The 15121-nt window shown below is 67.6% G+C and carries 11 protein-coding genes; 8 read left to right on the top strand and 3 right to left on the bottom strand.

The genetic code is table 11. The features are described 5' to 3' along the window. Positions 1 to 271 precede the first annotated feature (271 nt). The 8 genes from AC1RDJ_RS03625 to AC1RDJ_RS03590 all read left to right on the top strand — a co-directional run bounded on the left by AC1RDJ_RS03625 (position 272) and on the right by AC1RDJ_RS03590 (position 9833). Positions 272 to 2533, top strand: coding sequence for a TonB-dependent siderophore receptor (locus tag AC1RDJ_RS03625; RefSeq protein WP_493026509.1), 2262 nt, complete (start codon positions 272 to 274; stop codon positions 2531 to 2533). A 74-nt stretch (positions 2534 to 2607) separates the two neighbouring features. After that, positions 2608 to 3354 carry a DUF4198 domain-containing protein gene (locus tag AC1RDJ_RS03620; RefSeq protein WP_493026508.1) on the top strand — a complete coding sequence of 249 codons (747 nt, stop codon included), beginning with the start codon at positions 2608 to 2610 and terminating at the stop codon, positions 3352 to 3354. Between the two features lie 2 nt (positions 3355 to 3356). Next, the gene (locus AC1RDJ_RS03615) at positions 3357 to 3710 is read left to right on the top strand and encodes a DUF3649 domain-containing protein (protein WP_493026507.1); all 354 of its coding nucleotides are present in this window, start codon (positions 3357 to 3359) and stop codon (positions 3708 to 3710) included. Further along, positions 3707 to 5338: a PepSY-associated TM helix domain-containing protein gene (locus tag AC1RDJ_RS03610; RefSeq protein WP_493026506.1), complete on the top strand. Its 1632-nt coding sequence runs from the start codon at positions 3707 to 3709 to the stop codon at positions 5336 to 5338. Before AC1RDJ_RS03615 ends, AC1RDJ_RS03610 begins: the two co-directional genes overlap by 4 nt. Beyond that, positions 5335 to 5691, top strand: a complete 357-nt coding sequence (locus AC1RDJ_RS03605; RefSeq protein ID WP_493026505.1) for a DUF3325 domain-containing protein — start codon at positions 5335 to 5337, stop codon at positions 5689 to 5691. The genes AC1RDJ_RS03610 and AC1RDJ_RS03605 overlap by 4 nt, the downstream gene beginning before the upstream one ends. 109 nt (positions 5692 to 5800) lie before the next feature. Further along, complete coding sequence (locus AC1RDJ_RS03600) at positions 5801 to 6343, top strand: sigma-70 family RNA polymerase sigma factor (RefSeq protein ID WP_071322245.1); 543 nt, start codon at positions 5801 to 5803, stop codon at positions 6341 to 6343. Continuing rightward, positions 6340 to 7293: a FecR domain-containing protein gene (locus AC1RDJ_RS03595; protein WP_493026504.1), complete on the top strand. Its 954-nt coding sequence runs from the start codon at positions 6340 to 6342 to the stop codon at positions 7291 to 7293. Before AC1RDJ_RS03600 ends, AC1RDJ_RS03595 begins: the two co-directional genes overlap by 4 nt. A gap of 92 nt (positions 7294 to 7385) precedes the next feature. Then, on the top strand, positions 7386 to 9833 hold the full coding sequence (locus AC1RDJ_RS03590) for a TonB-dependent siderophore receptor (protein ID WP_493026503.1): 2448 nt from the start codon (positions 7386 to 7388) through the stop codon (positions 9831 to 9833). On the opposite strand, the gene AC1RDJ_RS03585 is transcribed toward AC1RDJ_RS03590, so the two are convergent. From AC1RDJ_RS03585 to xylB, 3 genes are all read right to left on the bottom strand, one after another. Beyond that, positions 9821 to 11626, bottom strand: coding sequence for a putative bifunctional diguanylate cyclase/phosphodiesterase (locus AC1RDJ_RS03585; protein ID WP_493026502.1), 1806 nt, complete (start codon positions 11624 to 11626; stop codon positions 9821 to 9823). The genes AC1RDJ_RS03590 and AC1RDJ_RS03585 overlap by 13 nt on opposite strands. A 168-nt stretch (positions 11627 to 11794) precedes the next feature. Then, entirely contained in the window at positions 11795 to 13432 is a 1638-nt protein-coding gene (locus AC1RDJ_RS03580) for a methyl-accepting chemotaxis protein (protein ID WP_493026501.1), read from the bottom strand. Positions 13433 to 13632: 200 nt separating this feature from the next. Then, positions 13633 to 15108, bottom strand: a complete 1476-nt coding sequence (gene xylB / locus AC1RDJ_RS03575; protein WP_493026500.1) for a xylulokinase — start codon at positions 15106 to 15108, stop codon at positions 13633 to 13635. Positions 15109 to 15121 lie beyond the last annotated feature (13 nt).

Raw genomic sequence — 15121 nt, 5'->3', positions numbered from 1 at the left:
CGCCAGCCGGGCCGACGCACGGCCACCGCAACAATGCGGTGGCCGTTCTCGTTTACAACATCGCACTCTTGCATGTCTCGCAACCCCGCACTATAATAAGAATAGTTCTCATTCACATTTGGACTCTCGCGAGAGTCCGCACCCGGTCGCCTGGCTGGTGCGCGGCTGAATGACACGCTGCGCCAGCCAGGCATCACCGCCAAGCAAGCTCCCCCCATACCACTACACGCCTTGCCGCACGACGGCGGGCGCACGAAAAGAAGGATGCTTCATGGCACGAACACGTTCGCTGGCCGGCACCGTTGCCGCCACGATGACTCCCGCAATCCCGGCATTGCACCTCCGCCCGCTGGCCGCCGCCGTGCATTCGGCCCTGCTGGCGGCGGCGCTGGGCGCCGGCACGGCGCTGGCTGCGGAAGCCCCAGCCAGGCCCGATGAAGCCACCTTGAGCGAAATCAAGGTGCTGGGCCAGCAGGACAAGGCGTCGACCGAGAACACGGGTTCCTACACCACCAAACAGATGGCCACGGCCACGCGCATGGGCCTGTCCATCCGCGAAACGCCGCAATCGATCTCGGTGGTGACGCGCCAGCGCATGGACGACATGGGCTTGAACAGCCTGGCCGAGGTGCTGGTGCAGTCGACGGGCGTGACGGTGCAGGAAAACGATAGCGAACGCACCAATTTCTCGGCGCGCGGTTTTTCCATCGGCAACTACCAGATCGACGGCGTGGCCGTCAATTCGGGCGCCAATGCGCTGTTCGACACGGCCATCTATGACCGCATCGAAATCGTGCGCGGCGCCACGGGCCTGGTCAGCGGCAATGGCGACCCGTCGGCCACCATCAACATGCTGCACAAGCGCCCGGGCAAGGAGTTCGCCGCCTCGGCCGGCCTGACCGTCGGCTCCTGGAGCAAGGTCCGGCTCGAAGGCGACGTCAGCGCGCCACTGAATGCGGACGGCAGCATCCGCGGGCGCGTCGTCGTGGCTGGCCAGAACCGCCATTCCCACCTCGACCTGTACAAGGAACGCAAGCTGGTGGGCGCCGTCATCGTCGAAGCGGACCTGACGCCGGACACCCTGCTGACGGCTGGCATCGACTATCAAAAGAACACGCCGAAAGGCACGAGCTGGGGCACCACGCCCCTGTTCTTCTCGGACGGCACGCCGGCCAACATGCCGCGCTCGTTCAACATGGCGGCCAAGTGGAGCAGCTGGGAACGCGCATTCGAAAACAAATACGTCTACCTCGAGCACCGCTTCGCCAACGACTGGAAAGTCAAGGCCGCCTATGGCCGCCTGGACAGCTCCTCGAACGGCAAGCTGTTCTACGGCGGCAGCGGCTATCCGAACCGCGACGGCTCGGGCCTGGCCGTGTGGAGCAGCGCCTTCCCCTACGATGAAAAACAGGACAATTTCGACCTGTCGGCCAACGGCACCTTCCCCCTGTTCGGCCGCCAACACGACCTGGTACTGGGCGTGAACGGCTGGAAGCGCGTCGGCACGACGAACGAGACGCAGTTCGAGGACCCGCTGCCCTTCGCCACCACCATCCCCGACTTCCGCCACTGGACGGGCGACGTGCCGGAACCAGCCATGCTGCGCACGGGCGCGCGCGACGTCGCCACCACCAAGCAGTCGGGTGCCTTCATCGCCACGCGCATCAACATCATGGACAATCTGAAGGTGCTGGCCGGCGCGCGCATCTCGAAGTGGGAAACGTATAACGACCGCTACGACACTAAAGGCGCCTTCGTGAAGCGCAGCTCCGCCTACAAGACGGACGATGTCGTCACGCCGTACGCGGGCGTGGTGCTCGACGTCAGCAAGAGCACCTCGCTGTACGCCAGCTACACGGACCTGTTCAAGCCGCAGAACCTGAAGGACAAGAACAACGCCTTCCTCGACCCGATCACGGGCAGCAACGTGGAAGCGGGCGTGAAGAGCGAATTCTTCGACGGCGCCCTGAATGGCTCGTTCGCCGTGTACCAGGCCAAGCAGGACAACCTGGGCGAAGAGGATGCGTCCGTGCCGCTGAGCTTCGTGCTGCCGGACGGCAGCCGGCCGTATGTCTCGACGGGCAAGGGCACGAAGAGCAAGGGCTACGAGGCGGAAGTGTCGGGCAGTCCGCTGGCGGGCTGGCAGCTGTTCGCCGGCTACACGCACAGCAAGTCGAAGACGGGCAAGGGCGTGCTGACCAATACCATCCAGCCGACCAACATGCTGCGCGTCTCGACCACCTACCGCCTGCCGGGCCAGCTGCAGAATCTGACCATCGGCGGCGGCTTGAACTGGCAGAACGAGATCTACACGACGGCCACCCTGCCGAACAGGACGAAGACGCGGGTCAGCCAGGGCAGCTACGTGCTGGCCAACCTGATGGCGCGCTACCAGATCAGTCCCAAGCTGGCGGCCACCCTGAACGTCAACAACCTGTTCGACAAGACCTATTTCCGCCGCGTGGGCTTCTATAACGGCGGCTATTACGGCGAACCGCGCAGCGTGGCGCTGAACCTGCGTTACCAGTACTGATGCACCCAGCCGGCCGCCTTCCCACAGGAGCGCGGCCGATTTTCCGTTTCATATAACAAGATAAGGGATACACCATGCACATCACTTCCATCGCGCGCCGCGGCGCCCTTGCCGCCGCCCTGCTGGGCACCGCCATCGTTTCCGGCAGCGCCAGCGCCCACCAGATCTGGCTGGAACAGAACGGCCAGGCGGCCCACGTGTACTTCGGCGAATTCGGCGACAACCTGCGCGAGGCGTCGCCCGGCCAGCTGGACAAGTTCAGCATCGGCCAGGTCACGTGGATCTCGGCCAGGGGCAGCAAGCCGCTGCAGGCGAGCAGGCAGGCGGGCGCCTTCGCGCTGAACGGCAAGGTGGCGCCCGGCGAAAGCATCATCGTCGAGGAACGCAACTACCCGTCGTGGGAAGAGAAAAAGGATGGCAAGGCCACGCGCACCGTGTGGATTCCCGCCGCGCGCCTCGTCGCCGACAGCAAAGCCCAGGCAGCCGCGCTGACGCTGGACCTGGTGCCGACCGGCAAAGCTGGCCAGTTCCAGGTCAGCTACAAAGGCAAGCCGCTGGCAGAAGCCAAGGTCAACGCCGTGGTGCAGTCGGGCTGGGCGAAGGAAGCGTACAGCGATGCGCAGGGCCTGGTCAGCTTCCCGCTGCCCTGGAAAGGCACGTATGTGCTGGAAGTGCAGCACACGGACAAGACGGCCGGCCAGCGTGGCGACGAGCACTATGACAAGGCCATGTACGTCACCACCCTGAGCCTGGTGCAGCCGCAAGGCGCGGCGCCGCTGCCGGCCCCTGCAGCCTTGCCCCCTAGCAAGGATCACGGCTGACCATGCAAGCGCCTGCCATTATCGAAACTGAAACGACTGAAAAAGCTGCGCGCCTGCGCCTGTCCGCCGCGGCGCTGTACCGCCTCGGCGTGGCCTCGCGCAGCGTGGCCGCCATCGCCGGCGGCTACCTGCTGGCGGCGCTGGTCACCATGCTGCTGTCGGTGAGCCTGCCCATGGCCCGCTCGGAAGCCGTCATGACGGCCACGCTGCTGTCGTTTGCCATCTACACCTGCGCCGTGATGTGGGTCTTCGCCACGGCCAGCGCCGTGCGCGCCTGGCTGGGCCTGGCGATCCCCGCCGCCGTCATCGCCGCCATCCTGCACTGGATGGACGCACTATCCTGGAGTCTCGCATGAAAGAAGGTTTCCGCCAGTCGATGGCATGGCTGCACACCTGGTCCGGCCTGCTCGTCTGCTGGATTTTGCTGCTGGTGTTTTGCGCCGGCACGGCCAGCTACTACCGCAATGAAATCACGCTGTGGATGCAGCCCGAGCTGCACGGCGCCGCCGCCAGCAAGGTGACGACGGAGGAAGCGGCCAGCGTCGCGCAACAGGCCATGCAGGAGCGCGCCACGGGCGCCACGCGCTGGTTCATCAGCCTGCCCGGCGAACGCAACCCCGCCACGCAGCTGGGCTGGAGCAAGCCGTCGCAACCGGGCGAAAAGAAGCGCGGACGGCGCGGCAACTTCCATAGCGAAATGGCCGACCCGGCCACGGGCGAAGTGCTGTCCAAGCCGCGCGAGACGCGCGGCGGCGAATTCCTCTACCGCCTGCATTTCGACCTGCACTACATGTCGGCCATCTGGGGCCGCTGGATCGTCGGCTTCTGCGCCATGTTCATGCTGGTTTCCATCATCAGCGGCATCGTCACGCACAAGCGCATCTTCAAGGACCTGTTTACCTTCCGGCCGAAGAAGGGCCAGCGTTCGTGGCTCGATGCGCACAACGTGACGGCCGTGCTGGCCCTGCCCTACCACCTGATGATCACCTACACGGGCCTGGTGACCCTGATGTTCCTGTACATGCCGTCCGGCGCCACGGCCGCCTACAAGGGCGACCAGGACGCCTTCTTCGCCGAAGCGTTCCCGGGCCGCTCGGACGAGCGCAAGGCGGCCGGCGTGGCCGCACCCCTGACGCCGCTGGCGCCGCTCGTGCGCCAGGCCGAGCAGCAATGGGGCGGCAAGGTCGAGCGCATCTCCGTGAACAACCCGGGCGACGCCAACGCCACCATTTCGCTGTCGCGCGCGGCCGGACGCGACATCTCGTCGAAGCAGCCGTCGATGGAATTCGATGGCGTCACGGGCAAGCTGCTGTCGTCCGACGGCGACGCCCTGCCCGGCGCGGCCGCCACGCATGGCGTGATGTACGGCCTGCACATCGCCCGCTTCGGCGGACCGCTGCTGCGCGCGCTGTTCTTCCTGTCCGGCCTGGCCGGTTGCGCCATGGTGGCCACGGGCGCGCTGCTGTGGGCCGTCAAGACGCGCCAGAAGCAGGCCAAGGCGCTGGCCGCCGGCAAGCGCCCCAGTTTCGGCCTGCGCCTGGTGGAAGCGCTCAATATCGGCGCCATCGCCGGCATCCCGATCGCCTTCGGCGCCTACTTCTGGGCCAACCGCCTGCTGTCGGTGACGATGGAAGACCGGCCGAAGGAGGAAATCGCCTGCTTCTTCGGCGCCTGGGCCCTGGCCGCCATCGTCGCCCAGCTGCGGCCTTCGCGCGCCATGTGGCGCATGCAGCTGGCCGTGGGCGCCTTCCTGTTCTGCGCCCTGCCCGTGCTGAACGTCTTCACCAGCGGCTCGCACCTGGGCGCGAGCCTGTTCCTGGGGCGCGGCCCCGTGGCGGTGGCCGCCTTCGACCTGGTGGTGCTGGTGCTGGGCCTCGGCCTCGCGTATGCGGCATACAAGCTCAAGCCCCTGCCCGCGAAGGCGGCCAAGGCGCAAAAAGCAGCGGATGCGGCCAAGCCGGCAACGACGATGGAGGCCGCATGATGGAACTGCTGGCCAATTTCCTCGTCTTCGCCCTGTGCTATGCGGGCCTGTCCTCGCTATGCCTGGCCATGGACCGCCATTATGCGGACCTGCACGGCCGCGGCGCCGAACCGCCCGCGCCGCTGTGCCGTCGCCTGCAGTGGACGGGGTCGCTGGCGCTGGCGGCCGGCCTGGCCTGGGCCATGCATATCGCCGGCGGCGGCTATGGCTTCGTCTACTGGGTCGGCAGCCTGACGGGCTGCGGCTTGCTGCTGATCTGGCTGCTGCCCTACGCCCCGCACCAGGCCATGCGCCTGGCGCGCCTCATCGGCGGCGCGGCCGTGCTGGCCGCCATCGCGCTGGCCTTGTTGTAACGCTGTTGCTGTGCCGCCCGCGTGGCGGCACAGCAACAGCGCATTGCGCCGGCACGCCCACCGCGCTAAAATGAGAATAATTCTTATTTGCATTAAGGTTCTCTCCACCATGCCAGGCAGTCCGTTCGCGCCCACTCCCCTGCTGCCGACGCAGCTGGAAAGCCACTACCGCGCGCACCACGGCTGGCTGGCGCACTGGCTGCAGCGGCGCCTGGGCAATGCTGCCGAAGCCGCCGACCTGATGCACGATACCTTTGCGCGCCTGCTGGCCGGCGCGCCATCGCAGCCGCAAACGCCGGCCCTGCGCGCGCCGAAGGCTTACCTGGCCACTGTCGCCAAACACCTGCTGATCAACCACTTGCGCCGCCAGTCGCTGGAACGCGCGTGGCTGGACGCGCTCGCGGCCCTGCCCGAACACCATGTGCCATCGACCGAACAGCGCGCGGCAATCCTGCAGGCGCTGCAAGCGGTCGACGCCATGCTCGACGGCCTGAAACCGAAGGTGCGCGCCGTCTTCATCATGGCGCAGATCGAAGGCCATGCGTATGCGGAAATCGCCACGCAACTGGGCATCGGCGAGCGCTCCGTGAAGCGCTACATGGCCGAGGCGCTGACCGAATGCGTGCTGCTGGCGCCGGACTTGCTGGCATGAGCAGCGTCGCTCCACCATGTCCCCCGCTGTCGCGCAAGGTGGCGCGCCAGGCCGTCGAATGGTATTTGCTCGAGCAGTCGGGCCAGGCCACATCGGACGACCTGGCGGCGTCAGCCCAATGGCGCGCGCGCGACCCGGAACATGCGCGCGCCTGGAACAGGGTACAGCAGGTGAGCCAGACGGCCGGCCTGCTGCCGCCGGACCTGGCCGCGCCCCTGCTGCGCCGGCCGCGGCGCCGCGTCGCCATGCAGGTGCTGCTGGCGCTGATGGCGGCGCCGGCCGCCTGGCTGCTGGTGCGCCACGAACTGCTGGCCGATTACCGCAGCGGCGTGGGCGAACGGCGCGAGCTGTCCTTGCCCGATGGCGGCACGCTGGCGCTCAATACGGACAGCGCCGTCGATGTGGCGTATGGCGCCGACGAACGCCTGCTGACCCTGCGCCGCGGCGAACTGCTGGTGCAGACGCGCCCCGACCACGCGGGCAGCCGCCCTTTCATCGTTGCCACCCGCCATGGCCGCATCCGCGCGCTGGGCACGCGTTTCACCGTGCGCGTCGATGACGACGGCAGCCGCGTGACGGTGCTCGAACATGCGGTGGAAATCACCCCGCGCGCGCCCTCGGCCACCGTGCGCACGGTCATGGCGGGCCAGCAAAGCCGTTTCGACGCCGGCCACGCCAGCCTGCCTGCGCCCGCGCCGCTGCAGGCCGACGCGTGGGCGCGCGGCATGCTGGCGGCACAGGACATGCGCCTCGATGCCTTCGCTGCCGAATTATCACGCTACCGTCCCGGCCTGCTGCGCGTGGAGCCGCAGGCGGCGGGCCTGCGCCTGTCGGGCGCCTTCCAGCTCGACGACACCGACGCCGTGCTGGAGAGCCTCACGCGCATCCTGCCCGTCGACGTGCTGTACCGCACGCCGTACTGGGTCACCATCGCGGCCCGCAAAAAATAATCGCGAAAAGCTGGCCCCTTTTTTCGCCCCGGCCTGTCCTGTGGGTATTGCAACGACATCTTGCAACGACATTCCACCGGAAAGGCAATACCATGCACCAAGCTCGTTTGACTCCCCTCGCGCGCGCCGTCGGCGGCGCCCTGTTCCTGCTGTCGCTGGCCCAGGCGCCGGCCATGGCGGCCGATGCCGCCGCGCCAGCGGCCACCCAGGTCAGTTTCAGCGTGCCGCCCGGCGCGCTGTCGGCCGCCATCGCCAGCTTTGCCATCGAGGCGAAAGTGAGCGTGGGCGCGGCGGCCGAACTGCTGCAAGGCTTGCGCACGCCGGGCCTGAGCGGCAGCTACACGGTGCCGCAGGCGCTGGCCCGCCTGCTGGCCGGCACGGGCCTGGAAGCGCTGCCCAGCGGCGAACGCAGCTACGTGCTGCGCAAGGCGGGCAGCGCGTCCACCGGCGCGCCGATCGCCGCCACCTTGGATGAAGTGGCCGTCAGTTCCAGCGCCCTGCGCGACGGCACCACGGAAGGCAAGCGCGGCTACGCGGGCCTGACCAGCGCCACGCGCCTGAACCTGTCGCTGCGCGAAACGCCGCAAGCCGTCAGCGTCATCACGCGCCAGCAGATCGAAGACCAGGGCCTGCATACCCTGCAGGACGTACTGGTGCAGGCGCCCGGCATCACGGTCGACCATTCCTCGAGCACGCGCGAATACGACCAGGTGTTTTCACGCGGCTTCGAAGTGACCTCGTACATGTTCGACGGCATCCCGACCAGCAAGAACCTGGAAGCGCGCACCTACGACATGGCCATCTACGACCGCGTCGAGATCATCCGCGGCGCCACGGGCCTGATCAGCGGCACGGGCAGCCCGTCGGCGGCCGTCAACCTGGTGCGCAAGCGCCCGGGCCGCAGCTTTGCCGCCACGGCCGGCGCGCAGCTGGGCTCGTGGGACCGCTACCGCATCGAGGGCGATGTCTCGACGCCATTGACGGCCGACGGCAAGGTGCGCGCGCGCATCGTCGCCGCGCACGAAGAGCAGCGCTCGTTCATCGACCGCTACCGGCAGAAAAAGGACGTGCTGTACGCCATCGTCGAAGCGGACCTGACGCCATCGACGGTGCTCAGCGCCGGCATCAACTACCAGAAGGAAAAGCTGAAAGGCGCGGGACGCGACTTCCCCATCTTCTACAGCGACGGCACGCAGACCCATTTTCCCCGCGCGATGAACGGCACGGCCGCCTGGAGCACGTATGACCGCGAGCAGAGCATGCTGTTCGCCACGCTCGAGCATTATTTCGACAACGACTGGATCGCCAAGATGGCCGTCAGCCGCAGCAGCAACCGGTACGACGCCCTGCAGGGCTTTTCCGGCAATGGCTACCCGGACCGCGTGACGGGCGGCGGCATGGGATTGTGGCTGGCCAACTGGCACAGCAAGCCGCAGCAAACCTCGCTCGACGCCTATGTCAGCGGCCCGTTCCAGGCTTTCGGCCGCCAGCATGAACTGGTGCTGGGCGTGAGCGCCTCTGAACTCAAGACGAATGGCCCCATCTATCCGGGCTGGCGTCTGGACGGCTACACCTACACGGTGCCGGATATCCATCACTGGAATGGCGCCATGCCGGTGCCCGACTACAGCGGCACGCGCCTGGGCAGCTCGTACGACAAGGAACGGGAAAGCGGCGTGTATTCGACCCTGCGCCTGCGCCCGACGGATGCGCTGTCGGTGATCCTCGGCGCGCGCCTGTCATACTGGAAGCGCGACATCCGCAGCGATTATTTCAACGACACGGACCTGTACGACGCCATGCGCGAAAACGGCAAGATCACGCCGTATGCGGGCCTCGTCTACGACCTGGGCCAGCACTGGTCGGCCTACGCCAGCTACACCAGCATCTTCACGCCGCAAAGCCAGCGCGACGTCAACAGCCGCTTCCTGGCGCCGCTCGAGGGCAAGAACTACGAAGTGGGTGCCAAGGGCGAATTCTTCGGCGGCAAACTCACCACCAGCGCGGCCCTGTTCCAGCTGCGCCAGGAAAACCTGGCCGAAGCCGATCCGGGCAATGTCTGGATCATCGGCACGGGCGGCGGCTCCTACGCCTATCACACGGTGAAAGGCGCCACCACGCGCGGCTTCGAGGCGGAAGTATCGGGCCAGCTGCGCCCCGACTGGCAGCTGACGGCCAGCTATGCCTATAGCCGCATCCGCAACGCCGCCGGCGAGCGCATCCAGACCAACCAGCCGCAGAACATGGCCAAGCTGTGGACCACCTGGCGCCTGGCGCAGGGCCTGCCTGGCCTGGTGCTGGGCGGCGGCGTGAACTGGCAAAGCGATATCTACATGGATGACCGCGGGCCGCATGGCGAACGTTTCACGCAGAAAGCGTATGCGGTGGCGGGACTGATGGCGCAATACCAGGTCACGCCGCAGCTGCTGGCGACCCTGAACGTCAACAACGTCTTCGACAAGAAATACTACTCGACGGGCCTGGGCGGCTACTACGGCGATCCGCGCAACGCCATGCTGTCGCTGCGCTACAAGTTCTGAATGGCTTCGCCACTTTTGAGCAGCGCCTCGATGCCTTCGGGCGCCATGGCGCGGCCCAGGAAATAGCCGAACGCCTCGTCGCAGCCCATCTCGGCGAGCAGCTCGAGCTGCTCGCCGTTCTCCACGCCGCCGGCGATGGTGCGCAATTCCAGCGTGCGCGCCATCGCCACGATGGCGCGCACCATGGCGCCGTCGCCGCCCGGCTTGCCCAGGTCGTCGATGAAGCACTTTTCGATCTTCACGGCGTCCGTGGGGAAGCGCTTCAGGTAGTTCAGCGAAGCGTCGCCCGTGCCGAAATCGCTGATGGCAATCGCCATGCCCAGCTGGCGGAACTGGCGCAGTATCAGTTCGCAGTTCTGGCTGCGGTCGATCAGGATGGCGGCCGCGATTTCCAGTTCGATGCAGTGACCGGGCACGCCGGCCGCCTCCAGCGCGGCGGCGAAATTGCGCGCGATGTCGCGCTGGTAGAACTGCCGCGCCGACAGGCTCACTGACACCGTCAGCGGCTGCCCCTGCGCGATCCAGCTGCGCGCCTGCCCGACGGCCGTGGCCAGCACCCAGGCGCCCACCGGCAGGATCAGCGCGCTTTCCTCGAGCACGTGCAGGAAATCGAGCGGCATCATCAGGCCCAGCTCCGGATGCTTCCAGCGCAGCAGCGCCTTCACGCCCGTGATGCTGCGCGTGCGCAGGTTCATCCTGGGCTGGTAATACAGCACGAATTCGTCGCGCTCGAGCGCATGGCGCAGCGCCGTCTCGAGGATGGTGCGCGAATACGACTGCGTCTGCATGCGCGCCGCATAGCGCAGGCAGGTGCCGGGCGCGTGGCGCTTGGCCGCGTACATGGCCAGGTCGGCCTTTTCGATCAGCGCATTGACGTCGTCGTCGTCGTCCGGATACAGAGCCACGCCCACGCTGGCCGCCACCGCCAGGCTGTATTCGCCGATGACGAAGGGGGCGGCAATGGCGCCGACGATTTTCTCGGCCACCCGCTCGGCATCCTGCGCCGTGCGCAGCTCCGTCAGCAGGATGATGAATTCATCGCCGCCCTGGCGCGCCACCGTATCGACCTTGCGCACGCACTGCTGCACGCGGCGCGCGAATTCCGTCAGCACCTGGTCGCCCACGTCGTGTCCCAGGCTGTCATTGATGGATTTGAAGCGGTCGATGTCGACGAACAGCACGGCCAGCAAGCCCTGGTGGCGGCGCGCATAGGCGATGCCGTGCTCGAAGCGGATCTGGAAATGCAGGCGGTTCGGCAGCCCCGTCAAGCCGTCGTGGTGGGCGATGAATTCCAGCTGCTGCTCGGCGCGTCGGCGCGCCGACACATCGTGCAGCAGCAGCACGGCCCCGCCCTTCGCCAGCGGCGCGCAGCTGTATTGCACGTCGATGCGCTTGCCGTCCAGATGGCGCAGCAGTACCGCGCCGCGCGCCACTTCCAGCACTTCCTGCCGCGCCACGCAATCGCGCACCTGACGCGCCGCATCGATGGGGGTGCCGTCATGGAACAGCGGCAGCAGCTGCGTCACCGGCATTCCCAGGCCATCGTCGGGCAGCGTGCCACCCATGGCGCTGGCGCGCGGATTCAGGTATTCCACGATGCCCTCGTGGTCGGTGCCGACGACGGCCGCCGGCAGCGCATGCAGCAGCGCCAGCGTGCGTGCCTGCGCCGCCTGCAGCACGACGCCCGTGGCCTGGCGCATGCGCCAGGCGCGCGCCGCATGCCACTGGCAAGCGAGCAGCACGCTGAGCACCACGGCCAGGCACAGGCACAGCGCCAGCAGCAGCGTCGTCATGCGTCACCCGGCAGGCAGGAGATGGAAGACATGGCTTTCCTTTGCAACGCGCGCCGTCTGGCCGGGCGCAGATACATGCGGAAAGGAAATAGTATAAGAAATCCGGCGCAATATTTGCCTGATCGGACGCCGCTTGACTGGCGTCAAGCGGCGCGGCGGCAGCGCGCCTCAGCTCAGCGACAGGACCCGGGACTGCGCCACGCGGGGGCCGGCCACGGGCGCGTGCATGCCCGATGACGGCTGCAGCTTGAAGATGCTGACGGCGTCGGCCAGGCTGGCCGCCTGCTGCTGCAAGGCGTCCGCCGCGGCCGCGGCCTGTTCCACCAGGGCCGCGTTCTGCTGCGTCACGCCATCCATCTGGCTGATGGCGATGCTGATCTGTTCGATGCCATCGCGCTGCTCGACGCTGGCCACGGCGATCTCGCCGATGATGGCGTTGACGCGCTGCACGCTGCCCACCACCTCCTCCATCGTGCGCCCCGCCTGGCCGGCCAGCACGCTGCCTTCTTCCACCGTGCGCACGGATTCGCCGATCAGGGCCTTGATCTCGCGCGCCGCATCGCTTGAGCGCTGCGCCAGGTTGCGCACCTCGCTGGCCACGACGGCGAAGCCGCGCCCCTGCTCGCCCGCGCGCGCCGCTTCCACGGCCGCGTTCAGCGCCAGGATATTCGTCTGGAAGGCGATGCCGTCGATGACGCCGATGATGTCGACGATGCGCTTCGACGAGGCATTGATATCGCTCATGGTGCGCACCACCTGCGCCACGGCCTCGCCGCCGCGCTGCGCCACGTCGGATGCGCCGCCGGCCAGCTGGCGCGCCTGGTCCGCATTGTCGTTATTCTGCCGCACGGTGGAGGTCAGCTCGATCATCGAGGCGGCCGTCTCTTCCAGCGAACTGGCTTGCTCCTCCGTGCGCGAGGACAAGTCCATATTGCCGCTGGCGATTTCGGCCGAGGCCGTGGCGATGGCGTCCGTGCCGGTGCGCACGCGCCCGACGATGGCGGCCAGGTTGCCGCTCATCGCCTTCAAAGCCCGCAGCAGGTCGCCGATTTCATCGCGGCTGCCGTCCGCCACCACGGCGCGCAAGTCGCCGGCCGCCACTTGCTGGGCGATGCCGACGGCCGCGCTCAGGGGACGCGTGATGCTGCGGATCAGCCACCAGACGGTGATGCTGCCGATGATCAGGGTCACCAGCACGGTGGCCAGCATGGCGATGCTGGCGCTGCGGTGCGCGGCCGCATCCGCTTCCTTCATCTGCGCCATCAGGCTGTGCGACTGCTTGCCGATAGTGGCGACGATGGCGTCGATCTGGCGCGTCGGTTCGCGGTCCATGCCCTTCACCAGCGCATCGACGGCCTGCGCGCTGTCGGCGCGCGCGCCGTCATACTTTTGCAGGGCCGCCAGGTAGCTCACGCCCAGCGCATCGTGCGCCTGCATGGCTTTCGCCACGGGCGCCGTATCGAGCTTGAGTGCCGCCATCATGGCTTGCAGGCTGGCCAGCTCCTTGCGCGTCTGCGCACCGCTGGCGACGAATGCTTCGCGGTAGCGCTGGAAGGCGGCCGCATCGCCGCCGCGCAGCAGGATGTTCTTCCACTCCTGCACCTGGATCTTGAATTCGACCTGGGCGCTGCGCGCCGCGTCGACCGCTTCCGTCAGGGCGACGGAACGCTGCATGGCCTCGCTGCCGCGTGCGCTGGCAGCGTCGAGGGCACTCCAGCCGCGCACGCCGACGAAGACCAGGGCAAGAAAGAAAAAGGCGCCTAACAGACCCAGGCGGACGGAGATTTTCAGATTCGCGAGTTGCATGTATTTCTCCCGGCGGCTAGAACAGGATGGCAACAAAAATAGTCGCCAAAACTATCCAATTCTCACCGCATGCGCAAATCATGCCGCGCCCCCCGTGAAAAACCAAGCGGCGCTTGCGCTAGCGAAACACTTTCAACATAGAAACAACAAATTACAAGTCAATGTTAACTGGATGACCACTCCATGGATCACCGTTGCGCCTAGCGCGCCGCCGCGGCCGCCGCCGCGAACTCCTCGCGCAGCAGCGGGTACAGGCGCCGGTAGCGGGCCAGGCGCTCATCGAGCACGCCGGACGCCTGCGGCGCGACCGTCTCCTGCACGGGCGGGCGCGTGCACACCTGCGCGGGCGGCAAGCCCGTCACGGCCATCTGCGCCAGGCGCGCCGCGCCCATGGTGCCGCCCGCCGCGCCATGGTCGTGGCGCAGCACGTTCAGGCCGGACGCATTTGCGCACAGCTGGGCCCAGAAGCGGCTGCGCGAGCCGCCGCCGACGAACGAAGCCTCGCTCAGCTGCGTGCCGGCGCTGCGCAGGGCCGCATTGCCGTCGGCCATGGCAAAGGCCACGCCTTCCATCACGCTGTAGGCCAGTTCCGCGCGGCCGTGCTCCGTGGCCAGGCCGAAGAACACGCCGCGCGCCGTGGCGTCATTGTGCGGCGTGCGCTCGCCGCTCAGGTAGGGCAGGAACAGCGGCGCCTTGCCCGCCTCGACGCCCTCGGCCAGCGCCACCAGGGCGCCGATGTCGTGCGACTGCGTCAGCTGCGCCACCCAGGCCAGGCTCGATGCGGCGCTGAGGATCACGCTCATCTGGTGCCAGCGCCCGGGCAGGCAGTGGCAGAACGCATGCACGCCCTGGCCCGGATTCGGCGCAAAGCCATCGCTGCCCGCGAACAGCACGCCGGACGTGCCCAGCGACAGCAGGCCGGCGCCCGGCTCCACCACGCCCAGGCCGACGGCGGCGGCCGCGTTGTCGCCCGCGCCGCCGGCCAGCACGACCGCGTGCGCGATGCCCCATTCCTGGCACAGGGCCGGGCGTACCTGCGCGGCGGCGGCGCTGCCTTCGACCAGGCGCGGCATGTGCTCGCGCGTCAGTCCTGTCGCCGCCAGCATGCGTTCGGACCAGTCGCGCCTAGCCACGTCCAGCCACAAGGTGCCGGACGCATCGGACATGTCGGAGACGCACTCGCCCGTCAGGCGCAGGGCCACGTAATCCTTCGGCAGCAGTACTTTGCTGATGGCGCGGAACAGCGACGGCTCGTACTTTTGCAGCCACAGCAGCTTGGGCGCCGTGAAGCCGGGCATGGCCTGGTTGCCCGTGATGGCGCGCGACTCGGGCACCAGCGCCTCGAGTTCCACGCACTCGGCAAAGGCGCGCGTGTCGTTCCACAGGATGGCCGCGCGCAGCACGTGCTGCTGCTTGTCGAGCAGGGTGGCGCCATGCATCTGGCCCGACAGCGCGATGCCGCGCAAGCCGGAAAACGCCACCGGCTGGGCGCTGCGGATGGCCGCGATCACGTCCAGCGTGGCGTGCCACCAGTCCTCGGGATTCTGCTCCGACCAGCCCGGATGGGGGCTGGACACGCGCAGGGTCACGCCGCTGCTGGCGAGGATGGTTTGCGCGTCATCGGTGAGGATGGCCTTGACTTCGGAAGTGCCGATATCGATACCGAGATAAGTCACGATGGTTCCATAA

This window comes from Janthinobacterium sp. GW822-FHT07H10, assembly GCF_058798675.1.
This window is presented reverse-complemented; position numbering and strand designations above follow the sequence as displayed.

Bases quoted from the DNA above. Each gene is read 5' to 3' on its own strand.
- AC1RDJ_RS03580 (WP_493026501.1), bottom strand. From the start codon at position 13,432: ATGCAACTCGCGAATCTGAAAATCTCCGTCCGCCTGGGTCTGTTAGGC.
- AC1RDJ_RS03600 (WP_071322245.1), top strand. From the start codon at position 5,801: ATGCCAGGCAGTCCGTTCGCGCCCACTCCCCTGCTGCCGACGCAGCTG.
- AC1RDJ_RS03590 (WP_493026503.1), top strand. From the start codon at position 7,386: ATGCACCAAGCTCGTTTGACTCCCCTCGCGCGCGCCGTCGGCGGCGCC.
- AC1RDJ_RS03615 (WP_493026507.1), top strand. From the start codon at position 3,357: ATGCAAGCGCCTGCCATTATCGAAACTGAAACGACTGAAAAAGCTGCG.
- AC1RDJ_RS03595 (WP_493026504.1), top strand. From the start codon at position 6,340: ATGAGCAGCGTCGCTCCACCATGTCCCCCGCTGTCGCGCAAGGTGGCG.
- AC1RDJ_RS03585 (WP_493026502.1), bottom strand. From the start codon at position 11,626: ATGACGACGCTGCTGCTGGCGCTGTGCCTGTGCCTGGCCGTGGTGCTC.
- AC1RDJ_RS03610 (WP_493026506.1), top strand. From the start codon at position 3,707: ATGAAAGAAGGTTTCCGCCAGTCGATGGCATGGCTGCACACCTGGTCC.
- AC1RDJ_RS03605 (WP_493026505.1), top strand. From the start codon at position 5,335: ATGATGGAACTGCTGGCCAATTTCCTCGTCTTCGCCCTGTGCTATGCG.
- AC1RDJ_RS03620 (WP_493026508.1), top strand. From the start codon at position 2,608: ATGCACATCACTTCCATCGCGCGCCGCGGCGCCCTTGCCGCCGCCCTG.
- AC1RDJ_RS03625 (WP_493026509.1), top strand. From the start codon at position 272: ATGGCACGAACACGTTCGCTGGCCGGCACCGTTGCCGCCACGATGACT.